This is a genomic window from Janthinobacterium sp. SUN211 (genome assembly GCF_030587315.1).
Taxonomy (GTDB): Bacteria; Pseudomonadota; Gammaproteobacteria; order Burkholderiales; family Burkholderiaceae_D; genus Janthinobacterium; species Janthinobacterium kumbetense.
The window spans coordinates 455,213-480,066 of sequence record NZ_JAPWIC010000004.1; the positions used below are offsets into that span (position 1 = coordinate 455,213).

Here is a 24,854-nt window from a genome sequence, read left to right on the forward strand (position 1 = left end):
TATTAGCCAGCGATAACGGCTTTAACCTTGGCTACGACATTCTCGACCGTGAAGCCGAAGTGCTTGAACAGCACGCCGGCCGGAGCCGATTCGCCAAACGTGTCGATACCGACCACGGCGCCTTCCAGGCCCACGTATTTGTACCAGAAGCTGGTCACGCCCGCTTCGATGGCCACGCGCGGCACGCCTTTCGTCAGCACGCTGGCCTTGTAGGCGGCGTCCTGGCGGTCGTACACGTCGGTCGACGGCATCGACACCACGCGCACGGCGATGCCTTCGGCAGCCAGCGCGCTGGCGGCGGCGACGGCCAGTTCCACTTCGGAACCGGTGGCGATCAGGATCGCCTTGGCGTCGGCCACGTCGTTCAGCACATAGCCGCCGCGGTAGATGTTCTCGATCTGCTCGGCGCTACGCTCCTGGTATGGCAGGTTCTGGCGCGAGAAGATCAGGGTCGACGGACCGTCCTTGCGGCGCACGGCGGCGCCCCAGGCAGCAGCCGACTCGACGGTGTCGCACGGACGCCAGTTGTCCAGGTTCGGGATCAAACGCATCGACGAGACGTGCTCGACCGATTGGTGCGTCGGGCCGTCTTCGCCCAGGCCGATCGAATCGTGGGTGAACACGAAGATCGAACGCAGTTTCATCAGGGCAGCCATGCGCAGCGCATTGCGGCTGTAGTCGGAGAACGTCAGGAACGTGGCGCCGAACGGGATGTAGCCGCCGTGCAAGGTGATGCCGTTCATGATGGCGCTCATGCCGAATTCGCGCACGCCGTAGTTGATGTGGTTGCCAGGCTGGCCCGAACGCACGGCCACGCACTCTTTCCAGTTGGTCAGGTTCGAACCGGTCAGGTCGGCCGAGCCGCCCAGGAATTCCGGCAGGGACGATGCCAGTGCCTGGATGGCGTTCTGGCTGGCCTTGCGGGTGGCGATGTTTTCTTTCTTCTCGACGCAGGAAGCGATGGCGGCCGACAGCGCCGTTTCAAACGCGGCTGGCAAGTCGCCCTGCATGCGGCGGCTCAGTTCAGCGGCTTGCTGCGGGAATTCGCGGCCATAAGCGACGAAACGCTCGTTCCAGTCCGCTTCCAGCAGGGCGCCTTGCTTTTTGGCATCCCAGGCTGCGTACACGTCGGCCGGCATCTCGAACGGGGCGGCATCCCAGCCGATGTATTCGCGCACGGCGGCGATTTCCTTGTCGCCCAGCGCGGCGCCGTGGACCTTGTCGCCGCCTTGCAGGTTCGGCGAACCCTTGCCGATGATGGTCTTGCAGCAGATCAAGGTTGGCTTGCTGGCCTTCTTGGCGGCGGCGATGGCGGCAGCCACGGCGGCAACATCGTGGCCGTCGACGGCGCGGATGACGTTCCAGCCGTACGCTTCGAAGCGGGCCGGGGTGTCGTCCGTGAACCAGCCTTCGACTTTGCCGTCGATGGAAATGCCGTTGTCATCGTACAGGGCGATCAGTTTGTTCAAGCCCAGGGTGCCGGCCAGCGCGCACACTTCGTGCGAAATACCTTCCATCAGGCAACCATCGCCCACAAACGCGTAGGTGTAGTGGTTGACGATATCGTAGCCAGGCTTGTTGAATTCAGCGGCCAGCAATTGCTCCGACAGGGCCATGCCGACGGCGTTGGCGATGCCCTGGCCCAGCGGGCCGGTGGTCGTTTCCACGCCTGGCGTGACATCGACTTCCGGGTGGCCCGGGGTTTTCGAATGCATCTGGCGGAACGCCTTGATGTCATCCATCGACAGCTCGTAACCGGTCAGGTGCAGCAGCGCGTAGTGCAGCATCGAGCCGTGGCCGTTCGACAACAGGAAACGGTCGCGGTTCTGCCATTTTGGATTCGCTGGATTGTGGCGATAGTGACCGCTCCACAGGGCAACTGCGATCTCGGCCATGCCCATCGGCATGCCTGGATGGCCGGAATTGGCCTTTTGTACAGCGTCCATTGCCAGTGCGCGGATCGCATTGGCCATTTTGGTAGTCGGGAGCGTAGTTGTCATGATGGTATGGGTCAGTCGCGAGTTTAAATTCGTTTGCTGCGCAGCTGGGCGCAGTCAGAGCTGTGTATTTTACCAGACCAACAAGGGGAAAAATCAAACCGCGCAACGCCGCCGCCGCGGGTTGTGCCCCTTGCGCCCGGCAGGGGCGAAAAAAAACCGGGCCAGGCCCGGTTTTTCGCGACTTACGCCGCTGCGGAGCGCGCCGCAAATCGACCCGCCCCGCCCGTCAGTCTACCCTCACGTCATTTGAAGGAGTATGACGCCGACATATAGATGTAACGGCCACGCGGATTGCCGTAGGCGGTGTCGTAGCCGATGTTCGACGATGGATCGAACGCTGGCGCACGATCGAACACGTTATTGACGCCACCGCGCAGCACCAGGTTCTTGAAGCCGCTATAGGACAGCGAGGCGTCAACCAGGGTCGCGCTCGGGATCATCAGACCGTTCGCGTACTCGTCGTAGTAAAGGTTGATCGTCGCCGACGGTGTCCGGTCCACGTGGTAATGCGAGGTGAAGTTGGCGCTTGTCGTCGCCGCCCAAGCACCGCGATCCCAGTTGACACCCAGCTTGGCCAGCAGCTTAGGATAGCCGTATTCACCGGCCTCGCAGGCCGTGTTGTTGGCGCAATTGATCGCCGGATCGTCAGGCAACAGCGCGCGGTCATAGGACAGTGTGTAGGTCGCCTCGCCGAACACCTTGAAACGCCCCATCTCGGCTGTGCGCAGCGTGTACGACGCTTCGACATCCAAACCGTCGGTGGTGACCTTGCTGCGGTTGATCAAACCAACCTGCAGCTGCTTCAGGCGACCTACCAACGGACCCAGCGTCGCGCGCTGGGCGGCGCTCAGCGCATTATACTTCTCCTGGTCTTCCGCCGTCACGGCGTAGCGCGTAACGGCATTCTTGTACTGACCATCCTCGCCCGCCAACACGGTTTCGTTGTCAAGATTCTCGACCCGATCGTTCCACTTGATATTCCAGTAGGTTAAACCCAGCGTCAGGTTCTTGATCGGCTCGGCAACCACGCCCAGGTTGAACTGCTTCGATTTTTCGGGCTTCAAATCCTTCGTGCCAGACAGCAGAGACAGCGCCGAACCGCTACAAGCGGTGTCAAAATACGCGTCACCCACGATGCAACGCTTCGGATCCTTGGTTGCGACGAAACCGCCGCGGCCTTCGTTAAAGCGCTGCGACAGCGTCGGCGCGCGGAAACCGGTGCTGTAGCTGGTGCGGAACATCAAGGTCGGCAAGGCGGTCCAGCGCAGGCCAAGCTTCGGGTTGGTGGTACCGCCAGCCAACTGGTAGCGGTCATAGCGGACGGCCGCCTGCGCTTCCAGGTTTTTCAGCAGCGGCAGGGCCAACTCGCCGAACACGGCGCCGAGCGACTCGGAGCCGTCGATGCCGCGCAGGGTCGAATAGATGCCGATCGCGCCATCGCGCCAAGCCTGCGACGGATCGTAGCTGAGCTTCTCGCGCTTGTACTCGGCACCGACGGCCACACCGATCTTGCCGCCGGGCAGTTGGCCAAATTCGCTGGAAGCAGTCACCTTGGCAAAATCCGTCGAGGACTTGGTCTTGGTGTACTGGTCGGCTGTCAGTTCGTTGATGACCTGCTCCGAATTGTGGTTGCCGCCGAAGGGGTTAAACTTGCCCTGCGCCAGGTAACTCTGCAATTTATCGTGCAGGAAGGAGCCGTAGACGCGCGTTTCGCCCTTCTCTTGGCTGTGGCCCACAGACACGGTCCAGTCCCAGTTGGCTGCACGGCCGGTAGCGCCGCCGACCAGCCAGGTGGTGTCAACATTGGTGCCCGTACCACCCTCGGCGGCGGGGAAGTAGCGGCGGATGTTGACCGGCACGCCGTAGATGTTGAAGGGGTTGTCCGCCGCCACACGCAGCACGTTGGAACGGTCGGCGTTTTGGATCCAGGCCGGCGAGCCTTGGATGCGGGTGTCGAAGTGGTTGTAGAACAGATTGGCGAACAGCGACACATCCGGCGTCAAATCCCAGTTCGCCGTGACCGCCCCGCCGTAGCGTGTGGACGGGCGCACCAGGTCTATCGACTCGGCGGTGGAATACAAGCAGGCGTTGCGGTTCGGCGCAGCCACCCATTCCGGCGCGTCAGGATAGGGCTTGCGGTGGGCCGCGTCGCACTCCGGATCGGCCATGCGCTGCGAACCGCCCAGCGAAATGGTGCCAGGATCGCGGCCCTTGGCGCCGTACGTGCTACCCTGATACAGGCCGCCCTTGTGACCGGTGAAATCGGTACTGTTCGCCCAATCGCGGTCGACACCATGGATGGCCTTGGTTTTTTCGTACGAAGCCGAATAAGTCACGTTAAATTTCTGTGCGTCACGGTCACCGAAACCGCCGGACACGGACACCTTATGGTTTTGTCCGTCGCCATAGGTGGTCGAACCGGTGCTGGCGTCCAGGGTCAAGCCCTGGTAATCCTTGCGCAGGATGAAGTTAATGACGCCGCCGACGGCATCGGTGCCGTAGATGGCCGAGGCGCCGTCCTTGAGGACATCGATGCGCTCGATGGCCGCCAGCGGAATGGCGTTCAGATCGACCGAGGTCTGGCCGCTGTAATCGTCCGAACCGGACGCCGGCAGGCGATAGCCGTTCAACAGGATGAGGGTCGGCAGACCGCGCAGCGAGACGCTGGTGGCGCCGTTGCGGAAGGAACTCGACGTCGCCAGCTCACCGCCGTTACCGCCCGCAGCAGTCAAGTTGCGCATCAGGTCCAGCACCGACGTCGCGCCCGAGCGGGCGATCGATTCGCGCGTCATCACGGTGATCGGGGAAATACCTTCGGCTTCGATACGTTTGATACTCGAACCGGTGATTTCGACGCGCTGCACCTTAGGCACCGGCGCATCGATCGCTTCCTGCGCGTGCACGCTCATCGTTGCGACGCCGGCGAACGCGGCCAACGCCAATCTCACCACCTGCACACTCTTTTTTTCGCGAAACATCAACATCATAACTGATTCCTTTTCTTGATCCCTGATATCACTTGATAAGCGATTAGTTTGTATTTTTATAATCGCTTAAATCTCTCATGGTCTTGCGAAAAACGGCAAGGCCCTCCCGCTACAGTTACAGTGTCATGCTTTCCAACCAATTTAAGCTGGCCGCAACGCGCCCAGGGCCATAGGCCCAAGCATTGAAACGTGCGGCGTCTCCCCATACCATACCGAATCACATCACGGACGACATTGCTGGAAACAATTGATGTCGTTCAACACAACTTGTATAGTCATCAAACCACGCCAAAAGCTTCACTGTCAATAATGCAATGGTTTATGAAATCAAAAAACAACATTTCGTTTTTGATCAGCTTGTTATAGCCACGCAATTTCCCGCCCCGGATGCGCCGTGCGCAGGCCGGCGGCAAGAATTTCACCCGGCCGCGCGCAGCGGTACTAAAATTGCACCCTCGAGTCGCAGCCGCGCGCGCCCTACCCGCGCGCGGCGCGGCACCTCCCATTGTTTCTCTCCGCAGGATGTTGCATGCCGCGTTTTTTCTGTCCCCAGCCACTCGCCATAGGCGCCACCATCGCTCTGCCCGACGCCGTCGCCCACCACGTCCATGTGGTGCGGCTTGTGCCGGGCGAGGCCATCACCGTCTTCAACGGCGAGGGCGGCGAGTACACGGCTGTCTTGTGCAACGTCGAGAAAAAACGCGCCAGCGCCGAACTGAAGTCCCACACGGCGCGCGAGGCGGAACTGCCGTACGCCGTGACCCTGGCGCAAGCGCTGCCGGAAGCGTCGAAAATGGACTGGATCATCGAAAAAGCCATCGAACTGGGCGCGGCCGGCATCGTGCCGCTGGCGGCGCAGCGCTGCGTCGTGCGCTTGTCCAGCGAGCGGGCCGAGAAAAAGCTCGCGCATTGGCAAGCGATCATCGTGTCCGCATCGGAACAATGCGGGCGCAACCGCCTGGCGCAGCTGGCGCCATTGCAGGATTTTAATAGCTGGAGCAGCCAGCAAGATTTACATAACCGCATCATTTTGACGCCGCGCGCCGAGCAGTCGCTGGCCGACTGGGCGCGTCATCAGCCGCCGCAGGCGATCACCGTGATGGTGGGGCCGGAAGGGGGCTTTTCGGACGCGGAAGAAAAGGCGGCGCTGGCCGCCGGCGCCATCGGCCTGGCCATGGGTCCGCGCATCCTGCGCACGGAAACGGCGGGCCTGACGGCATTGGCGACGCTGAGTGCATTGTGGGGCGGGATGTAAATATGCGCGCATGACAGCACAGCGCGCCCGTGCTGCCGTCATATCCGCAACTGCAAGTGTAGTAAGCTCTTGTCCACAGGCGACCCGGGAAGCAGTCTCGGGTCGCCGCCAACGCCAGCACAGGCCAGCGCATACGCAGCCGCATGCCAATTCCATCGCTTGCATTTTCCGGCCCGTTGCAGCGCGCATCCATTCGGCGCCGGCAATACCGGCCTTGCCGCAATACGAATTTCTTTTATTGCGTGAATGCCGAAAAAAATCCAAAAAACAAACGAAGATAATCCGCGCATTCATGAAATGACGGACCAATTATTATCTTTTTAAATATTTAAATAAATAAAATTCTTTAACACCCGGCGATTAAGCACCAGAATGATGCGGGCTTGCACACTTTTGATACACAAACCCAATATTGCACCATGATGGCGCTCACGTCTATCGTTCTGCGTGTTAGTACAAAAAAACAACGCTTCCACCATCGCCTTCCCTCCCGCACCGCAGCATTCAGAGCCTGCAAAAATGCGGCCCGCACCCCGTATATGGCAACATCGCCCAGGCAAGAAAAAATAACCGAGCTCTGCCGTGTGTTGTTTTTTCATATGTGTCCGGGCTATAAAAATTGACAGGCAAGCAGCTACGATGGTTTCATTAACATCTTGAAACTTTGAATACTCAAAGATTTCAAAGATACCGTCCATGAGACGATCGATAAAATAATAGATACATATATGGTTAGCGTTTCCAATACAAGGAGATGTCGTGCCGCATATTCATAAAGTGAGGAGTTTTGCAATGATGGTGGAAACAGGATTATCGCGGTCTATCCGTTTGATGTTTATCGGCAGCCTTGCGTTTGGCATGCATGTAGCCAACGCACAGACTACTGGCCAAAACATTCAAAAGGTTGAAGTGACAGGTTCGAGCATCAAACGCGCGGAAGCCGAGACCATTTCGGTCATTCAAACACTGACCCGCAAAGACATCGAACAGACCGGTAAAGCATCGATCGCCGACGTCGTGCGCAGCATCTCCGCCGACAACAACGGCAGTATCAGCGGCTCCTTCACCAGCGGTTTCGCCGGCAGCGCCTCTGGCGTGTCGCTGCGCGGTTTGAGCGTCAGCTCGACTCTGGTGCTGATCAATGGCCGCCGCACGGCGCCGTACGGCTTCGGCGATGACGGCCAACGCAGCTTCGTCGACTTGAATTCGATTCCCCTCGACGCCGTGGACCGCATCGATATCCTGAAAGACGGCGCTTCCGCCATTTACGGTTCCGACGCGATCGCCGGCGTGGTCAACATCATCTTGCGCCAGAACTATGTCGGCAAGACCATCTCCGCCAACGTCGGCCAGAGCGGCCACGGCGACGGCACCGTCACCAGCATCTCCGGCGCCATCGGCTTCGGCGACATGGACACCGACAAATTCAACGTCTTCGCCACCATCGATGCGAAAAAATCGGGCGAAATCAAACAATCCAACCGCGACAAGTGGATCGGCCAAGCCGATGCCCGTCCATGGGGTGGGCGCGACCAGCGCGGTGGCGCCACGACCAGCGGCAACGGCGGCGGCAGCTCCTTCCTGGGCACCCTGCGTCCAATCTCGCCAAAGCTGGGCAATGTCACCAACTTGCCGGGCTCGTGCGATCCGATCAACCTCGATCCGACCGGCGGCACTGCGGGCGACAACCGCGGCGGCGGCTGCCTGTGGGATCCGGTCCAGTTCGCGACCGTCCAGCCAAAGACCGAAAACGTCAACCTGTTCATGCGCGGCACCCTGGCACTGGGCGCCGATGCGCAAGGCTACACGGAAGTGGGCATCTTCAAGTCGAAGGCCGACACCTACACCACCCCATCCGGCCTGACCGGCGCTGGCTTCGACCTGGTCAATGCCCGCGTCAACAACACCAACAGTGGCCCGGACCAACTGCTGATGCCAGCGGGACACCCGGACAACATCCTGGGCGTCGCCGCCCGTCCGCGCTGGGTCGATGCATCGCGTCCACGCGTATCGAACCTCGAAACGACCGTCACCCGTGTCCTGGCCGGCGTCAAGGGTACCTACGCCAACTGGGATTACGATACTGGCTTGATGTATGCAGAAAGCAAAACCGACCGCACGCAAACGGGCTACTACCGTACCAGCGCCTTGCGTCAGGCGCTGAACAACGGCACTTTCCGTATCGGCAAGGGCGTCATCAACAGCCCTGAAGTACTGGCGCTGGTATCGCCTACGCTGAACAACTCGGGCACGACGAAGAGCACCTCGCTGGACTTCAAGGCGACGCGCGAACTGTTCCAATTGCCAGGCGGCATGATGGGCCTCGCAGTGGGTGCCGAATACCGCAAGGAAGAAACGAACAGCCAATCGACGCCATACACCGACATCAACGATATCGTTGGCCTGGGCTATTCCGCTTCGCAAGGTTCGCGCAACGTCAAGGCCCTGTACGCCGAGGTCGCCGCGCCAGTCATGAAAGAACTGGAACTGCAATTTGCGCTGCGCAGCGATGATTACTCGGACTATGGTCGCTCGACCACGCCAAAAGTTGGCTTCAAGTTCACGCCAGCATCGGCCGTGGCTTTCCGCGGTACGTATGCGGAAGGTTTCCGCGCGCCTAGCGCCGCGGAAAACGGCAACAGCGCCGTGGCGGCGTTCACCAACATCGCCAGCGACCCAGTGCGCTGCGCCGTGACGCACTTGACGATCGATTGCTCGTCGCAACAAGTTGGCGCGATCACCATCGGCAACAAGAACATCAAGCCAGAAACGTCGAAGAGCTACAGCCTGGGCATGGTGCTCGAGCCGATCAAGAACATCAGCCTGTCGATCGACTGGTGGAAGATCGTCCGTGACGGCGAGATCAACGGCTCCGATCCTGGCGCAGTGGTCGCCAACCCGGCTGGCTACCCGGATGCGGTCATCGTACGTGGCGAACCGACGAGCAACTTCCCAGGCCTGGCTGGTCCTATCCTGATGGTCAAAGCACCTTACCTGAACGCAGGCAAAACCAAGACCTCGGGTATCGACCTGGATTTGCGCGGCAAGTACAACGCCGGCGAATACGGCCGCTTTAACTCGGGCGTAACGGTCACGTACATGAAGGAATTCACCCGTACCAATGCCGACGGCACGGTACTGGAGTTTGCCGGCACCCACGGCGACACCAACCTGTCCGGCAACGGCGGTACGCCGAAGACCAAAGTCCGCCTGACCCTGGGCTGGGATCAAGGTCCGGTCAACATCACGGCCAACATGAACTACGTCAGCAGCATCAGCAACAAGAACGATGTCAAGGGCGATTGCCTGGACATCGATGCCAACGACGTGCCATACAAAAACTGCCGTATCGCTTCGTTCACCACCACGGATCTGTTTGCCAAGTGGAATGTCACGAAACAATGGGAACTCACCGCGTCGATCTCCAACCTGTTCGACAAGATGGCACCACTGGACGTGCAAACCTACGGCCGTATCAACTACAACCCATCGCTGCATCAATCAGGCGCAGTGGGCCGTTACTTCACGCTGGGCGGTCGTTACACGTTCTAATCGCCAGGCAAGATATAACAGTTAGTTAGCAAGACAAATCCGGCGGCCACGCACTGGCCGCCGGATTTTTTCTTTTTTGCAACACCTTTCTTTCCTGCCGCGCCAAGGCGCCGCCACCCGCGCGGATGGCCGGCAAATGGCCCGCAGCCGGACATGCGGGTAAAATAGCGCCCTGATGCCCTCACTCGGCACCGCACACTCTCCGCTAGATACGGAGCCCTGCAATTTTTAAAAACACACCATGTTGCGACTCAACGAAGTAAAACTCCCCCTCGAACACGACGAAGCGGCCCTGCCCGCCGCCATCCTGGCGCGCCTGGGCATCGCCGCGGCCGATTTGCTCGGCTTTACCGTCTTCAAACGCAGCTATGACGCGCGCAAGCGCAGCGCCGTGGTGTTGATTTACTCGCTGCATGTGGACGTCAAGAACGAAGCGGCCGTGCTGGCACGCCTGAGCCACGACATCCACCTGATGCCCGCGCCCGACACCGACTATAAATTCGTTGCCGGTGGCGAACAGCTGGCTGGACACAGCACTGAACCGCGTCCCATCGTCATCGGCACGGGCCCCTGCGGCCTGTTCGTGGCGCTGATCCTGGCGCAGATGGGCTTGCGCCCCCTCATCCTGGAACGGGGCAAGCAGGTGCGCGAACGCACGGTCGACACCTTCGGCTTCTGGCGCAAGCGCGAACTCAATCCCGAATCGAACGTGCAGTTCGGCGAAGGCGGCGCCGGCACCTTCTCGGACGGCAAGCTGTACAGCCAGATCAAGGACCCCAAGCACTACGGCCGCAAGGTCTTGACGGAATTCGTCAAGGCGGGCGCGCCCGAGGAAATCATGTATGTGAGCAAGCCGCACATCGGCACCTTCCGCCTGGTCAAGATGGTGGAAGAAATGCGCGCCAATATCGAGCGGCTGGGCGGCGAATACCGTTTCAGCAGCAAAGTGGTCGATCTCGACATCGTGCCAGGCGCCGACGGCGGCCAGGTGCGCGGCGTGGTGCTGGACAATGGCGAAACCATCGCCAGCAACCACGTCGTGCTGGCCATCGGCCACAGCGCGCGCGACACCTTTGAAATGCTGCACAAGCGCGGCGTGTACATCGAAGCGAAACCGTTCTCGATAGGCTTCCGCGTGGAACACCCGCAATCCCTGATCGACAGCTGCCGCTTCGGCCCCAGCGCCGGCCACCCGATCCTGGGCGCGGCCGACTACAAGCTCGTGCACCACGCCAGCAATGGCCGTTCCGTCTACAGCTTCTGCATGTGCCCGGGCGGCACGGTGGTGGCGGCCGCCTCGGAACCGGGCCGCCTGGTGACGAACGGCATGAGCCAGTATTCGCGCAACGAGCGCAACGCCAACAGCGCCATCGTGGTCGGCATCACGCCGGCCGACTATCCGGGCGACCCGCTGGCCGGCATCGCCCTGCAGCGCGAACTGGAAGAGCGCGCATTTGCCTTGGGTGGCGGCAACTACGATGCTCCAGGGCAATTGGTCGGCGATTTCGTCGCTGGCCGCGCCTCGACGGAATTTGGCAGCGTGGTGCCGTCGTACAAGCCGGCCGTGCACCTGACGGACCTGGCGCCCTCGCTGCCCGAATACGCGATCACGGCGCTGCGTGAAGCGTTTCCTGCGTTCAACAAGCAAATCAAGGGTTATTACAAGGCCGACGCCGTGCTGACGGGCGTGGAAACGCGCACCTCGTCGCCGATCCGCATCAAGCGCCGCGACGACGACCTGCAAAGCCTGAACACGCGCGGCCTGTTCCCCGCCGGCGAAGGCGCCGGCTATGCGGGCGGCATCCTGTCGGCGGCCGTCGACGGCATCAAGGTGGCCGAAGCGGTGGCCCTGTCGATGGCGGCGCGCGGCTAGGCCACACCGTCCCCGCCCTGCGGCGGGACGAAAAAAAACCGGCACCATGTGCCGGTTTTTTTATACCTGTACCTGACGATTAAAACTTGTACGAGGCATTCAGGTAGCCGGTACGGCCGCGCGGATCGTAGTAGCGGTCGTCATAGCCGAATTGCTGGCCGCGGTTCGCGCCGGACGTCGATGGCACGAATGGCGGGCTCTTGTCGGTCAGGTTCAGCACGCCTGCGGTGAAAACCCAGCTCTTGCTGGGTGTCCACACCGTCTGCCAGTCGAGCGTCGAATAGAACCCGACCCGCATCCGGATATCTTCCTGGCCCGTCACGGCGCCGGAAGCGTCGAGCACATCGACCGTCGTTTCCTGATCCTTGTAGCCGGACAGGAAGTTAACCGTCAGCGAATTGGCCCAGTTGCCTGTTTTCAAAGTATTCGTCCACTGGCCGCGCGTGCGGAAGGTGACAGTACCGAGCTCGGCGAAGTTACCCAGCGCAGAATAATACTGACCACCGCGTTCCAGCTGTATATCTTCGCGCAACATCTGCGTCGCATTCAACTGCGAGGTAAACAGGCCGATACCCGAGCGGTATCGAGCGCTGATATCGATATCGACGCCAGTGGCGAACGATTTACCGAGGTTCTGGTTATCGGCCAGGAAGGCCAGGTAGGTCTTGCCCGTACCAACGTCCGTATTCACGCCCCACGATTTCGGAAATGCTGCGGGATTGGCGAACACCAGCTGCTCCGTCAGCTGACCGAAGGAATCGCGGATCTGCACATGCCACAGGTCGGCTCCCAGGGTAATGGCGCTGATCGGCTCGTAGCGGAAGCCCAGGGTGGCCTGTTTCGACTTCTCTGGCTGCAAGTTGCGGTTACCGCCGGCCAACTGATCGTACTGGTGGTTGCCTGGCTGGCATTGGGCATTGAGGCGCGTGGCAATCGCTTGCAGGGCCGGCGTACACGTGTAATTGTCGCTGGTGACGCCATAGCCGCGCTGCAGGGCGTTGACTTGTGGCACTGTCGGCGCATGGAAACCATTGCCAACGGAACCACGGATCAGCAAGGTGGGCGCCGGCGTCCACTTGAAGCTGGCCTTGGCCGTAGTGGCGCCGCCGAAGTCCGAGAATTCATCGAAACGCAGGGCCGCGCCCAGTTCCAGTTCCTTCAGCACGGGCGCGATAATTTCGCTGAACACGCCCTTCGAGGTGCGGCTGGCACTGTACGGATTGCTGCTGGCGGCATCGCCGAAACGCTGGTCGCACTCCAGTCCCGCCGTGCCGCCGCACAAGGTGCCCTTCACTGGGTCGGCCAGGATGCCCTGCGCAAACGGGCTCGGTTTGGAGGAGAATTCCTCGCGATTGATGTTGGCGCCCACGCCCAGCATCATGGCGCCGCCCGGCAGGCGTCGTATTTCCGTCGAACCATTCAAATTGATGGTTTGCAAGCGCGACGTGCCGCCATCCCAGTAGCCGGTGAAGGCGGCCGCCTTGATGGCTTCCTGCGCTGCGGCCGACTGCTTGCCCGGACCGACGAAGGGATCGAGCAAGCCGCTCGATGTCAGGTTGCTGACGGCAATCGCGCCAGGATAACCGGAAATACTGCCTTTTACGCGGCTTTCCGAGAAGTTGTAGGAGGCATTGTAATCCCAGCCGGCAGCCACGCCGCGCGTGCCCACCACCACGCTGGCGAAATCCGCCGTATCCTTCGAGGTGCGCTGTCCCATGTCGAACAGGCGATAGGCCGCCACGCTGTCACCGGTTATACCGACTGGCAACAAATACTTGTCATGCAACGGCGTCCCTTTATCGATGGAAATCTCGCCAGGCACGGGGGCGATACGCGAGGTCTGCTTGGTGCGCGACAAGAGTACGTCGGCATACACTTCGTGACCGGCGACTTTGAACGTGCCCGAAGCCATGAAATTGTCGCGTTTGCGTTCCGGATAGATCTCCAGGTCCTTAACAAAATCATAACCGCAGTAGTCATTCAAGCGCGGGGTGCCATCCGGGTCTGCATACGGTTCAAGCACGCGGAAAGTCCTGGCGGGGCAGGAGCCGTTCAGCTTTTGGTAAGGACTGATCAACTGGCCATTGTCATCAACGGCGTTGGCGGGAATCGGGCTGACCGAAGACTGCTGCTTCTGATAGCGTTTGCCATTGGCCGAGAATTGCACCTGGCCTGTGTTGGCGAACGAGCGGTCGACCGAGGTCAACTTGTCGCGTTCATCATGGCCAAAGGTCAGCACCACGTTGTAGCCATCTTCGTCCAGATTGCCGAAACCTTTGGTGGCGCTGATACGTTTCTCACGCGCACCATTTTTGGGCGCGGAATAGCCGATGCTCACATCGCCCATCGTCGTATCGTGCTTGGTAATGAAGTTGACCACGCCGGCGATGGCGTCGGCGCCATACAGCGCGGAGGCGCCGTCGGTCAGCAGTTCCACACGTTCGATTGCCGAGATGGGGATGGAATTCAAGTCGAAGCCGGCCGCAAAGCCGGTCAGGGTCTGGCCGCCGAACTGGGCCAGGCGCTTGCCATTCAGCAAGACGAGCGTACGCGTCTCACCCACGTTATGCACGGAAATGCCGGAGAAACCGAAGGTGCTGCCCCCGACCGAAGAACTTTCCGTCGTCGCCCCCTGGGCGGAAGAGAGTTTCTTGACCAGGTCTGTGACCGAGGTGGCGCCCGAGGTGCGGATGGCTTCGGCGGTCAACACGGTGACGGGCAAGGCACCTTCGGCGGCGATGCGCTTGATCGACGAGCCAGTGACTTCCACGCGCTGCATCTGCGCATCTTGAGCCACCGCAGACTGCGAGGCAAGGGACAAAGCCGCTGCCATGCCACCGGCACAGACAATGCGAACGGCACGGGAGATGACGGTTTCTTTAAGCATGACGAACCCTTTTCATTTTTGCATTATGTAAGCAACAAAGCTGCTATCCGGACTGCATCCACTCTCCTAAAGGTACTATTCCTGCACCGCGCGTTCGACAGTGTGCCAGCCCCGCTCCCGCATGAGGGAAGGCGAACCACGATGTCGGCGCAACAGCCGAGGCCAGCCAACTGAAAGTTAGCTAGACAACTACATAGAATCACGGCGATATTCTTGGTGTCAACAGAACTCACGTCGCGTATAGCATACATACAACATTGTGAAAAAAAATAGAAGTCAGGCAGGTATGCCACCCAAAGATAGCGTACAGCGCAGCCGTGGTCAGCTGGCCAGCGGCAGCCTGATCTGTATATGACAGCCGGGCGTGCTGTCGATGGCGCACACCTGGCCGCCCAGTTGCTGCACGATGGTGTAGACGATGTGCATGCCCAGACCGGAGCCGCCCTGGCCCCGCTTGGTAGTGAAGAACGGTTCGAACATATGTTCGCGCACGGCCGGCGCCAGGCCGATGCCGTCGTCGGAAAAATCGAGCAGCAGCCAGCGCGCAGCCGCGTCGGTGTCATCCTCCTCGATGCGCGCGCGTATCGTGATGCGCCCCGGTCCGCCCTGCGGATAGCCATGGCGGGCGCTGTTCATCAGCAGGTTCGAGAGGATTTGCGACAGCTTGCCGGCCGCCAGGCGCACCTGGCAATCGGGCGCGATATCGAGTTCCACGCCCAGCGCCGCCTTGCGCAATTCCGGGCTGTGCGCCGACACCAGGCCGTGCACATAGTCGTGCAGCGCCAGGTCGGCCACGTATTCGCTGACCTGGTCCACGGCCAGTTGCTTGAAATTGCCGATCAGGTCGGCGGCGCGCGCCAGGTTGCGCTCGATCAAGGCGGCCGCTCCCTTGAGCGACTCGGCAATGTCGATCAGTTCGGCACGGCTGACCTTGGCGCCGCCCAGCAGCTGCACCAGCTGGTCGGCATAGCTGCCCATGCTCGACGCGGCCGTCAACGCCACGCCGATGGGCGTGTTGACTTCATGCGAGACACCGGCCACCAGCGAACCGAGGGCCGCCATCTGCTCTTGCTCGATCAGGTTGGCCTGCGCCGCCAGCAGCGATTCGGTGCGCACGCGCACGATTTCTTCCAGCTGCTGGGTGCGCTCCTGGTGCTGCAGCTCGGCCGCGCCGCGGGCCGAGAAGATCGACAGCAGCAGCAGCGCCAGCAAGCGCTTGTTTTCATCGATGGGCCGCGTGTCGATGGCCGACAGGATGCCCAGGGTCTTGCCATCGGTGTCGATCAGCGGCATGCCGACATAGCTTTCCGCCTGCATGTCGACGAGGAGGGTATCGAATGGAAAGCGACGCTGGATATCGCTGCCATGAAAACACATGCTCTGGCACGTCACGTCCTGGCATGGCGTGTGCTGCAGGCTGTATTCGATATTCGGCTGGTAACCGTCGCCGCCCCACAGGGCGAGGGTGCGGATGCCTTCGCTGCCATCTTCCAGGCGCACCAGGCGTCCGGCGATCACATAGTGCACGTCGAGCGCTTCGGCCAGGTCCTTGACGAGGATGCGCAGGAAGTCGTCGCCCCGGGCGTGCGCCGTCGAGGCGGTAATCGAGCGCAGGGCCGCTTCCGCCAGGGTGCGCCGCTGCTCGGCATCGAACAGGGGTTCTTGCGAATTCACATCAAACAACGGAATACTCATGAATGCTCCTGCACGGCACCGGAAGCGCAGGCACACCTGCCGGCGCGGCGACTCTCAGCCATGGCCCACCCCAGCGGACCTGCCGCGATTGTACCCCTGGCTATTGCTTAATAATACAGATACACAGGAATTTTTTACAGCCAGCCGGAACGCTTGAACAAGTAATACATATAACCGCAGACACAGCTCATCACTGCCACGGCGGCCGGATAGCCATAATGCCAGTCCAGCTCCGGCATGAACTTGAAGTTCATGCCCCAGATGCCGGCAAACGCCGTAAACACGGCGAAGATGGCCGCCCAGGCCGCCAATTGCTTGTTCACTTCGCTCTCGTCGATGGCCACCATCGACAGATTCACCTGGATCGCCGTGCTGATGGTGTCGCGGATGGTGTCGAGCGTGCCATTGATGCGCGCCAGGTGATCGTGCACGTCGCGGAAATACTCCTGGGTATCGTGGCACAGGGGCGGCACGCGCCCGCCGTGCAGCTTGCCCACCGCTTCCATCAGGGGCGCCACCACGTGGCGCAAGACCATGACCTTGCGTTTCAATTGATACAGCCGTTCGATATTGTCGCGCTCGGTGCCACGGTCGAAGATGCGGTCTTCGATCAGTTCCAGCTCCGATTCCAGCGCGTCGAGGACGGGAAAGTAACGGTCGACGACGGCGTCCATCAGCGCGTACAGCACGAAGGCCGAGCCCTGGCGCAGCAGATGCGGTTCGCGCTCGGCACGCGCGCGCACGCCGAGGAAACCTTGCGAGCTGTTACTGCGCGACGAAAGCACGTAATTGGCGCCCACGAAAATGTCGACTTCGCCCAGCACCAGTTCGTTTTCGACCATTTCCACGGTTTTCACGACGGCAAACAGGGAATCGCCATATTCCTCGATCTTCGGGCGCTGGTGGCCCCGCTGCGCGTCTTCCACCGCCAGTTCGTGCAGGCAAAACTCGTGCTGCATCTGTTTCAGCTCGTCCGGCGTGGCGTCGAGCAGGGCGACCCAGACGAAACAATCGGGGCGCTCGACGTAATCGCTGATGTCGTCGATCGGCAAGTCGGCCAGTTTTTTGCCATCTTGGTAGGCCACGCAGTTTATGAGCATGCTATTCCACAGTTCAAGTTAACACCGGACGAAACAGTCCGGCAGGCGCCAGCTTACCTTATCGCCTGCAGTGCGTGTTGTGGCGTGCGAGGGACGCCGCGTGGAAAAGCGGACGGGGGAGCCCCCGTCCTGACCTGCATCAATCGTCCTTGGCGCCGTCGATGCCCAGTTCCGAGATCTTGCGGGTGATGGTGTTGCGGCCGATGCCCAGGCGCACGGCGGCATCGTTCTTGCGCCCATGCGTATGCTTGAGCGCCGTCTTGATCAGGGCCGACTCGAACTGGCGTCCCAGCACGGCCATGACTTCCTGCTGTCCCGCACCCAGCATGCCGGCCGCCTGCAATTCCAGCAAACCAATCCAGCCCGGCGGCGCGCCGTTGGCGGGCGCGGCCGCCTCGAAGACCTGGCCACCATGCACATGGGCAACGACCGCCGGCGCAGGCTCGCCCGCCGCCGCAGTGGCGGCACCGTCGCCCTGCCCCTGCGTCAATTCCAGCGGCAAGTCCTTGATTTCCACCGTCTGGCCCGGCGCCATGACGGTGATCCAGTTGCACAGGTTTTCCAGCTGGCGCACATTGCCGGGCAAATCGAGGCTGCTGAGGAACTGCATCGTCGGTTCGCTCATGCGTTTGGCTTCCACGCCCAACTGGCGTGCGCTTTGCACCAGGAAGTGGCGCACCAGGATGGGGATATCCTCGCGCCGCTCCCGCAAACTGGGCAGGCGCAAACGGATCACGTTCAGCCGGTGATACAAGTCTTCGCGGAACAGGCCGTCGCGCACGCGCTGCTCGAGGTTCTGGTGCGTGGCCGTAATGACGCGCACGTTCGCCTTCATGGGCTGATGGCCGCCGACACGATAGAAATGGCCGTCGGACAACACGCGCAGCAAGCGCGTCTGCAGGTCGAACGGCATGTCGCCGATTTCATCGAGGAACAGGGTGCCGTTCTCCGCTTGCTCGAAGCGGCCCCGGCGCGTCGTCTGGGCGCCCGTAAACGCCCCCCGTTCATGCCCGAACAGTTCCGATTCCAGCAAATCCTTCGGGATCGCCGCCGTGTTGAGGGCGATGAACGGCTGCGCCGCGCGCGGGCTGTGCTTGTGCAGCGCGCGCGCCACGAGTTCCTTGCCGGAACCGGATTCGCCCGTGATGAGCACCGTCACGTTCGATTGCGACAGGCGGCCGATGGCGCGGAAGACTTCCTGCATGGCTGGCGCCTGGCCGAGGATTTCCGGCGTTTCCGACGGCCCCGACTCGACGCTGGTCTCGCGCAGGCTTTCTTCCAGCGCGCGGCGGATCAGCTCGACAGCCTTGTCGATGTCGAAGGGCTTGGCCAGGTATTCGAAGGCGCCGCCCTGGAAGGCTGCGACGGCCGAATCGAGGTCGGAAAAGGCCGTGATGATGATGACAGGCAAGCCAGGAAAGCGCGACTTGACCGTCTGCAACAATTCCAGGCCGGAGGCGCCCGGCATGCGGATATCGGACACGAGCACTTGCGGCGTGTCAAATTCCAGTGCGGCGATGGCGTCGCGCGCATTGGCAAAACTCTTGGTGGCGAGATTTTCCCGCGCCAGGGCTTTTTCCAGCACCCAGCGGATTGATTCGTCGTCGTCAACTATCCAGATTGGCTTCATTAGTGTGTGCGTCCCGCAATGGATTTCATGGGTGGGATACCTCCTCGCTTATGGCAAGGGTAGAACGATCCTGAAATCGGTGTATCCAGGCCGGCTTTCGCACTCGATCACGCCCAGGTGCTGTTGCACGAAGGTTTGCGCCAAGGTCAGTCCCAGCCCGCTGCCGCCTTCCCTGCCCGACACCAGCGGGTAGAAAATCCGGTCGCGGATCTGGGGTGCGATGCCCGGTCCATTGTCAATGATATGCAAGTCTAATGCCAGGCCGTAACGGACCTTGGCCAGGGTCACCTGGCGCGCCACGCGCGTCTTGAAAATCAGCTCCGCATCGCCCGCCTCGATGCGCTCGGCCAGGGCCTGCGCCGCGTTGTGCGCGATATTGAGCACGGTCTGTATCAATTGTTCCTTGTCGCCGCGAAACTCGGGGATCGAAGCATCGTAATCGCGCGCAATGATCAGGCCGCTGGGGAATTCGGCCAGGATCAGGCTGCGGACCCTTTCGCACACTTCGTGGATATTCACGTCGCCCACGATGTGCGGACGGCGGTGCGGCGCCAGCAGGCGGTCGACCAGGGTTTGCAGGCGGTCCGCTTCCTTGATGATGACTTGCGTGTATTCGCGCAGTTCGCTCAGGTGCAGGGCCGGCAATTCCAGTTCCAGCAGCTGGGCCGCGCCGCGGATGCCGCCCAGCGGGTTCTTGATTTCATGCGCCAGGTTGCGGATCAGCTCCTTGTTGACCTGGCTCTGGTCGAGGATGCGCTCCTCGCGGTCGAGCTTTAACTGCTGCACGTTCTCGCGCAGCTCGATCAGCACGCCGTCGCGCGGCGCGTCGAGCGCGCTGACGATGCTGTGCACGCGCAGCGGCTCGCGCCCCAGGCGCTCCAGGCTCAGGTCCTGGCGCAGGTCGGAAAACTTGTGTTCGAGCGCCTGCGCGCAAATGCCGGCCAGCTCGTCGGGATTGAGGAACAGCGCCGTCAGTTTTTGCCGCGACAGGGCTTTCAGGGAACTTTCCAGCAGGTTTTCCGCCGCCGCGTTGGCGTAGCTGATGCGGCCGTCGCCATCGAGCAGGATCACGGCCGAGGCCAGCAAATCAAGGCCGGCCAGGTGGGCGGGACGGCTGGAATGGTTGTCTAGTGTCATGTGCTTTACCGGATATTCGCGATCTCGCGTTTCAGGGCCTCGACGTTTTGCTGTGTCCGGCTAATGTTGTCCTTCAACTGCGCCACTCTTTCCTGGTATTTCGCGTAGTTGCGCTCATTGCCCTGGCGCTCGGGCTGGCCGCCGTTAAATTCCAGGCGCTGCGCCGCCAGTTTCTGCTCTTCGCTGCGCAATTCGTCCTGCAGGATCTGGCGCCGGTCCAGGTCGCGCGCGCGCTGCTCGGCGCCATCGACCTTGGGAAACGCGCCGGCGGCAGGCGCCGCGGTGGCCGCTGCCTGCAGGGCAGGCCGTACCGGCGCACCGGCCAGCGGCGCCGTCCTGCGTGGCGGCTCCGTCATGGCGCCCGGCAAATCGAGCAGCTGGCAATGTTTGCCAGCACTCCTGTCCGTGTACGTCTTGTGTCCTTGCGCATCGGCGCACACATACAGCTGCCCGTGCGCCTGTGCCGCCGCGCCCAGCAATCCTGCCATCAGCGCCATTCTGTAATGCTTGGTCAATCTTCACTCCTGTCGGCTCGTGCCGCATCGTTCCTGGGCCGACTATACAACACCGCACTGTCACCGCCTTGGCGCCTTGCATAAAAAAACGCGGGCAAGACCATCGCCTCACCCGCGTTTTTTATTCACCACCGGCACATTGCCGGCGTGGCGCCATTACAGCGAGTAGTACATGTCGAACTCGGCAGGATGCGTGGTCATGCGCATGCGCTGTACGTCCTGCATTTTCAGTTCCAGGTAAGCGTCGATCATGGAATCGCTGAACACGCCGCCACGGGTCAGGAACTCGCGGTCCTTGTCCAGGGCTTCCAGTGCTTCTTCCAGCGAAGCGCACACGGTCGGGATCAGTGCATCTTCTTCCGGCGGCAGATGGTACAGATCTTTCGAGGCGGCTTCGCCCGGATGGATCTTGTTGGCAACGCCGTCCAGGCCGGCCATCAGCAGTGCGGCGAAGCACAGGTACGGGTTCGCCAGTGGATCCGGGAAGCGCGCTTCGACGCGGCGGCCTTTTGGATTGGCCACGTGCGGGATACGGATCGAGGCGGAACGGTTTTTCGCCGAGTACGCCAGTTTCACTGGAGCTTCGTAGCCTGGTACCAGACGCTTGTACGAGTTGGTGCCCGGATTCGTGATCGCGTTCAGTGCCTTGGCGTGCTTGATGATGCCGCCGATGTAGTACAGGGCGAAATCGGACAGGCCGGCATAGCCGTCGCCGGCGAACAGGTTTTTGCCATCTTTCCATACGGATTGATGCACGTGCATGCCCGAACCGTTGTCGCCAACGATAGGTTTCGGCATGAAGGTGGCGGTCTTGCCATAGCTGTGCGCCACGTTCCACACCACATATTTCAGGTTTTGCGTCCAGTCGGCGCGCTCGACCAGGGTCGAGAACTTGGTGCCGATTTCATTTTGACCGGCGCCGGCCACTTCGTGATGATGTACCTCAACCGGGATGCCCAGCGATTCCAAGATCAGGCACATTTCCGAACGCATGTCCTGGAAGCTGTCCACTGGTGGCACTGGGAAATAGCCGCCCTTGACGGTAGGACGGTGGCCGCTGTTGCCGCCTTCGATGTCCTTGCCGGTCGACCACGAACCTTCGTCCGAACCGATCTTGACGAAGCAGCCCGACATGTCGATCTTCCAGCGCACGCTGTCGAAGATGAAGAATTCCGGCTCAGGGCCGAAGTAGGCGGTGTCGCCCATGCCCGACGATTTCAGATAGGCTTCGGCGCGTTTCGCGATCGAGCGCGGGTCGCGGTCGTAGCCCTTGCCGTCCGACGGTTCGATCACGTCGCACTGCATGAACAGGGTCGTTTCTTCCATGAACGGGTCGATATTGGCCGTGTTTGGATCCGGCAACAAGATCATGTCGGACGCTTCAATGCCTTTCCAGCCAGCGATCGAAGAACCGTCAAAGGCGTGGCCCGACTCGAATTTGTCCATGTCGAAGTGCGACACGGGAACCGTCACGTGCTGCTCTTTACCACGGGTATCGGCAAAGCGGAAATCAACGAATTTGACTTCGTTTTCTTCTACCATCTTCAAGACTTCTGCGGCTGTCATTGCCATGCGTATCTCCTAAATGAATGTGGGGTGAGCCGACCTTAGTGCGTCTGGGCTGATGAAGCGAAGCAAACATTGCGTGCCACCAAAACTCATAAGGATCATAGCAGATTCCATGCCAGCTCCCGGAGCCCCCTGGTGCCGGCAACAAAATGACTGCCATCCCCGTGAAAGTTTTCCTGCCCGCGATTTTGACACGCGTTTGCGTCAAATCAAGAATGCACTAAGCAAGTGCAAAAAACGAAGAACGCACCATTATCGTGCATTTTGTGCGGATTACCGAAAAATGCCTCCTTGTGGTGCATGCGCCGTGCACCATGGATTCCCGTTTGCGGGGCGCGGACGGCGCACTATAATCGTACACACACCTGCCCACTTTCATCGAGGACGCCATGACCACCGCCGCCGACATCCTGACCACCGCCCGCAGCCGGGCCAATGAAGGTACGCCGTATGCCGGCGCCGTCACGCCGCAGGAAGCGTATGACTTGCTGCAAGGCGATGCCGCCGTCAAGCTCATCGATGTGCGCACGACTGCCGAGCGCGACTGGGTGGGCCGGGTCGACATCGCCGATACCCAGCATGGTGCGGTGCAGTGGGCCACGTATCCGGGCGGCGTGCCGAATCCCGACTTCCTCGCACAACTGGCGGCCCAGACCGGCAAGGATGAGGTGCTGCTGTTCCTGTGCCGCTCCGGCGTGCGTTCGCGCCATGCGGCCAAGCTGGCGACCGAACACGGCTATATCAACTGCTTCGACATCCTCGAAGGCTTCGAGGGCGACAAGGACGCCGACGGCCACCGCAAGCAGATCGGCGGCTGGTGCAAGGCGGGCTTGCCGTGGCTGGGCGCCTGACGCTGGCCGCCGAATTATCTGAACAGTGTTTGATCTGGCGGGCCACCATGCGGTCCGCCATCGGCTACAACCATCCATGTGCGCCCGCTTTTGCCACGCCGGACGACGACCTGGCGCTGGCCCGCAAACGCCACAAGGAATTGACATGAACGCCACCGCTCCCCACCTCGGCAGCAGTCTCGACGACTTCCTCAAGGAAGAAGGCATCTTTGAGCAAACGCAAACCCGCGCCATCAAGGAAGTGATCGCGTGGCAACTGACGCAGGCCATGCAGGAACAATCGCTGTCGAAGACGCGCATGGCGGCGCTGCTGCAGACGAGCCGTTCGCAACTCGACCGCCTGCTCGACCCCAGCAGCGACGTGACCCTCTCCACCCTGGAACGGGCCGCCGCGCTGCTCGGGCGCAAGCTGTCGATCACCCTCGTTTAAGCGGGTTAAGCGCTCAGGCCGGCTCGGCCGCCTCCGCGGCCGGATGCTCGCCCATCAGAGTCAATATGCGCTTGCGCACGAAATTGATGTGGCTGCGCAAGCCATACAAGCCATCGGCAAACGACAGGGGAATCGATATCTGGTTGACCATTTCCTCGATCTGGTCGAGCCGTTTCAATTGTTCCGCATACACGTGCGCGCGCTGCCCTTCCGGCACGTCTTCCAGCGCCTGCTCCACCGTGCGCAGCTGGCCATACCAGCGGTACACGCGCGAACGGATGCGCCACACGTACAGGGGCGGCACGACGCGCGACAGGGGCAGGATCAGGGCGCCCAGCGCCACCACCAGCACCCACATGCGGTCAAAGAAATTGGCCAGCCAGAAACTCATGTAACGCTGCAACACGGGCGCGCCATCCTTGTAGAATTTCAACGCTTCCGGCGCCACGGGAATTTCCGTGTAGCGCGCGGACGGGAACTGCCCCTGCTGCTGGAACCAGCCCGTGCCGCCATGGATCCCGGCCGCCGCCTGCACGAACAGGTCGACCAGGGCCGGATGCAAGTCTTCGCGCGCGACCAGGGTGGCCGTCGGTGCGATCAGGTGATAATCCTGCGCGGGAATGTTTTGCCCCAGGTCGACGATGCCACGCGGCAAAACGACATGCGTGAGGAAAGGCAGGCGCCGCGTGTACGCCTCCGCTTGCGAAAAATCAAACAGCTTGATGCCCGGCGTTTGCAGCAGCATCTGGATCAGCGGCGCTTCCGGCGCCGAGCTGAACACGAGACCGTCGATGCGCCCTTCCAGCAGTTCCACCGTGGCGGGCGTGTTCTGCAAGTCGCTCACCGTCAGTTCCTTGGCTTCCACGCCATTGACGGACAGCAACTGCCGGAACAGGCCGGGCACGCCCGTGCCTTCCGGCCCCAGGTTGATCTTCATGCCCTTCAATTGCGTCAGCTCCGTCACGGCCTTGTCTTCGCGCATGAACAGCCAGACGGGTTCCGTAAACAGGCTGCCCAGGGAGATGAGGCCATGGCGCTCGGCATCTTCGTGTTCCGTCGAGCCACTTTGCACGAAGGCGATATCGGTCTTGCCCGCATTCAAACGCTGCAGGTTTTCCTGCGAGCCCAGCGACGGCTGCAAGGTCACCTTGATGCCGTGCCTGGCCAGGGTGGCCGCGTACTTCTTGCCGAACTCTTCGTAGGCGCTATTGTCCTGCCCTGTCGACAGGGTTACCTTGCGCGGCGGCGCCGGGTCGACCAGCCAGTAAGCGAGCGCGCAAAACGCGCCGACCAGCAGCAAGGTGGGACCGGCGGTGGCGAGGAAATCGCGCACGGAAAAGCGGCTGAACGCGAGGATTTTGGACATGTGGTGG

17 protein-coding genes are annotated in these 24,854 nt (G+C 61.2%); 6 read left to right on the plus strand and 11 right to left on the minus strand.

Translation table 11 applies throughout. The features are described from left to right. Positions 1 to 2: 2 nt before the first annotated feature. Positions 3 to 2,000 carry a transketolase gene (gene tkt / locus O3301_RS16830; RefSeq protein ID WP_289918071.1) on the minus strand — a complete coding sequence of 666 codons (1,998 nt, stop codon included), beginning with the start codon at positions 1,998 to 2,000 and terminating at the stop codon, positions 3 to 5. Between the two features lie 242 nt (positions 2,001 to 2,242). Beyond that, the gene (locus O3301_RS16835; protein WP_289913313.1) at positions 2,243 to 4,987 is read right to left on the minus strand and encodes a TonB-dependent receptor; all 2,745 of its coding nucleotides are present in this window, start codon (positions 4,985 to 4,987) and stop codon (positions 2,243 to 2,245) included. A gap of 529 nt (positions 4,988 to 5,516) precedes the next feature. Here O3301_RS16835 and O3301_RS16840 point away from each other — a divergent pair. Then, positions 5,517 to 6,242, plus strand: a complete 726-nt coding sequence (locus tag O3301_RS16840) for a 16S rRNA (uracil(1498)-N(3))-methyltransferase (protein WP_289918069.1) — start codon at positions 5,517 to 5,519, stop codon at positions 6,240 to 6,242. Positions 6,243 to 6,562: 320 nt separating this feature from the next. Here O3301_RS16840 and O3301_RS16845 read toward each other — a convergent pair whose 3' ends face one another. Next, entirely contained in the window at positions 6,563 to 6,940 is a 378-nt protein-coding gene (locus O3301_RS16845) for a hypothetical protein (RefSeq protein ID WP_305056936.1), read from the minus strand. 211 nt (positions 6,941 to 7,151) lie between these two features. Between O3301_RS16845 and O3301_RS16850 the strand changes: the two genes are divergently transcribed. Together O3301_RS16850 and O3301_RS16855 are read left to right on the plus strand one after the other, a co-directional pair. Further along, complete coding sequence (locus O3301_RS16850) at positions 7,152 to 9,794, plus strand: TonB-dependent receptor (RefSeq protein ID WP_289918066.1); 2,643 nt, start codon at positions 7,152 to 7,154, stop codon at positions 9,792 to 9,794. 241 nt (positions 9,795 to 10,035) lie between these two features. Continuing rightward, positions 10,036 to 11,667, plus strand: coding sequence for an NAD(P)/FAD-dependent oxidoreductase (locus O3301_RS16855; RefSeq protein WP_289913310.1), 1,632 nt, complete (start codon positions 10,036 to 10,038; stop codon positions 11,665 to 11,667). A gap of 79 nt (positions 11,668 to 11,746) precedes the next feature. Here the strand turns inward: O3301_RS16855 and O3301_RS16860 are convergent, their stop codons facing one another. The 7 genes from O3301_RS16860 to glnA all read right to left on the minus strand — a co-directional run bounded on the left by O3301_RS16860 (position 11,747) and on the right by glnA (position 22,203). Next, on the minus strand, positions 11,747 to 14,446 hold the full coding sequence (locus O3301_RS16860; RefSeq protein WP_305056937.1) for a TonB-dependent siderophore receptor: 2,700 nt from the start codon (positions 14,444 to 14,446) through the stop codon (positions 11,747 to 11,749). Positions 14,447 to 14,875: 429 nt separating this feature from the next. Then, on the minus strand, positions 14,876 to 16,249 hold the full coding sequence (locus O3301_RS16865) for a GAF domain-containing sensor histidine kinase (RefSeq protein WP_099665309.1): 1,374 nt from the start codon (positions 16,247 to 16,249) through the stop codon (positions 14,876 to 14,878). A 134-nt stretch (positions 16,250 to 16,383) separates the two neighbouring features. Further along, on the minus strand, positions 16,384 to 17,349 hold the full coding sequence (gene corA, locus O3301_RS16870; protein ID WP_034760218.1) for a magnesium/cobalt transporter CorA: 966 nt from the start codon (positions 17,347 to 17,349) through the stop codon (positions 16,384 to 16,386). 139 nt (positions 17,350 to 17,488) lie between these two features. Further along, positions 17,489 to 18,979: a nitrogen regulation protein NR(I) gene (ntrC, locus tag O3301_RS16875; RefSeq protein ID WP_289906349.1), complete on the minus strand. Its 1,491-nt coding sequence runs from the start codon at positions 18,977 to 18,979 to the stop codon at positions 17,489 to 17,491. 48 nt (positions 18,980 to 19,027) lie between these two features. After that, entirely contained in the window at positions 19,028 to 20,116 is a 1,089-nt protein-coding gene (gene glnL / locus O3301_RS16880; RefSeq protein WP_305056938.1) for a nitrogen regulation protein NR(II), read from the minus strand. Between the two features lie 5 nt (positions 20,117 to 20,121). Beyond that, entirely contained in the window at positions 20,122 to 20,604 is a 483-nt protein-coding gene (locus tag O3301_RS16885) for a DUF4124 domain-containing protein (protein ID WP_099668212.1), read from the minus strand. 183 nt (positions 20,605 to 20,787) lie between these two features. Continuing rightward, on the minus strand, positions 20,788 to 22,203 hold the full coding sequence (gene glnA, locus O3301_RS16890; protein WP_070219258.1) for a type I glutamate--ammonia ligase: 1,416 nt from the start codon (positions 22,201 to 22,203) through the stop codon (positions 20,788 to 20,790). Between the two features lie 386 nt (positions 22,204 to 22,589). Here glnA and O3301_RS16895 point away from each other — a divergent pair, with 386 nt between their 5' ends. From O3301_RS16895 to O3301_RS16905, 3 genes are read left to right on the plus strand one after another with little or no spacing between them, the layout of a single operon-like run. Beyond that, a complete protein-coding gene (locus O3301_RS16895) occupies positions 22,590 to 23,051 on the plus strand; it encodes a rhodanese-like domain-containing protein (RefSeq protein WP_305056939.1) in 462 nt (153 codons plus the stop codon). Then, positions 23,036 to 23,200, plus strand: a complete 165-nt coding sequence (locus O3301_RS16900; protein WP_305056940.1) for a hypothetical protein — start codon at positions 23,036 to 23,038, stop codon at positions 23,198 to 23,200. Before O3301_RS16895 ends, O3301_RS16900 begins: the two co-directional genes overlap by 16 nt. Continuing rightward, positions 23,197 to 23,481 carry a helix-turn-helix domain-containing protein gene (locus tag O3301_RS16905; RefSeq protein WP_251349794.1) on the plus strand — a complete coding sequence of 95 codons (285 nt, stop codon included), beginning with the start codon at positions 23,197 to 23,199 and terminating at the stop codon, positions 23,479 to 23,481. The genes O3301_RS16900 and O3301_RS16905 overlap by 4 nt, the downstream gene beginning before the upstream one ends. A 13-nt stretch (positions 23,482 to 23,494) precedes the next feature. Here the strand turns inward: O3301_RS16905 and O3301_RS16910 are convergent, their stop codons facing one another. After that, entirely contained in the window at positions 23,495 to 24,847 is a 1,353-nt protein-coding gene (locus tag O3301_RS16910; RefSeq protein WP_305056941.1) for a TAXI family TRAP transporter solute-binding subunit, read from the minus strand. Between the last annotated feature and the right edge of the window lie 7 nt (positions 24,848 to 24,854).

Excerpts from the sequence above, each read along its gene's own strand:
- tkt (WP_289918071.1), bottom strand. The coding sequence starts at position 2,000 with ATGACAACTACGCTCCCGACTACCAAAATGGCCAATGCGATCCGCGCA.
- O3301_RS16835 (WP_289913313.1), bottom strand. The coding sequence starts at position 4,987 with ATGATGTTGATGTTTCGCGAAAAAAAGAGTGTGCAGGTGGTGAGATTG.
- O3301_RS16840 (WP_289918069.1), top strand. The coding sequence starts at position 5,517 with ATGCCGCGTTTTTTCTGTCCCCAGCCACTCGCCATAGGCGCCACCATC.
- O3301_RS16845 (WP_305056936.1), bottom strand. The coding sequence starts at position 6,940 with ATGGACGGTATCTTTGAAATCTTTGAGTATTCAAAGTTTCAAGATGTT.
- O3301_RS16855 (WP_289913310.1), top strand. The coding sequence starts at position 10,036 with ATGTTGCGACTCAACGAAGTAAAACTCCCCCTCGAACACGACGAAGCG.
- O3301_RS16860 (WP_305056937.1), bottom strand. The coding sequence starts at position 14,446 with ATGCAGCGCGTGGAAGTCACTGGCTCGTCGATCAAGCGCATCGCCGCC.
- O3301_RS16865 (WP_099665309.1), bottom strand. The coding sequence starts at position 16,249 with ATGAGTATTCCGTTGTTTGATGTGAATTCGCAAGAACCCCTGTTCGAT.
- corA (WP_034760218.1), bottom strand. The coding sequence starts at position 17,349 with ATGCTCATAAACTGCGTGGCCTACCAAGATGGCAAAAAACTGGCCGAC.
- ntrC (WP_289906349.1), bottom strand. The coding sequence starts at position 18,979 with ATGAAGCCAATCTGGATAGTTGACGACGACGAATCAATCCGCTGGGTG.
- glnL (WP_305056938.1), bottom strand. The coding sequence starts at position 20,116 with ATGACACTAGACAACCATTCCAGCCGTCCCGCCCACCTGGCCGGCCTT.
- O3301_RS16885 (WP_099668212.1), bottom strand. The coding sequence starts at position 20,604 with ATGGCAGGATTGCTGGGCGCGGCGGCACAGGCGCACGGGCAGCTGTAT.
- glnA (WP_070219258.1), bottom strand. The coding sequence starts at position 22,203 with ATGGCAATGACAGCCGCAGAAGTCTTGAAGATGGTAGAAGAAAACGAA.
- O3301_RS16895 (WP_305056939.1), top strand. The coding sequence starts at position 22,590 with ATGACCACCGCCGCCGACATCCTGACCACCGCCCGCAGCCGGGCCAAT.
- O3301_RS16905 (WP_251349794.1), top strand. The coding sequence starts at position 23,197 with ATGAACGCCACCGCTCCCCACCTCGGCAGCAGTCTCGACGACTTCCTC.
- O3301_RS16910 (WP_305056941.1), bottom strand. The coding sequence starts at position 24,847 with ATGTCCAAAATCCTCGCGTTCAGCCGCTTTTCCGTGCGCGATTTCCTC.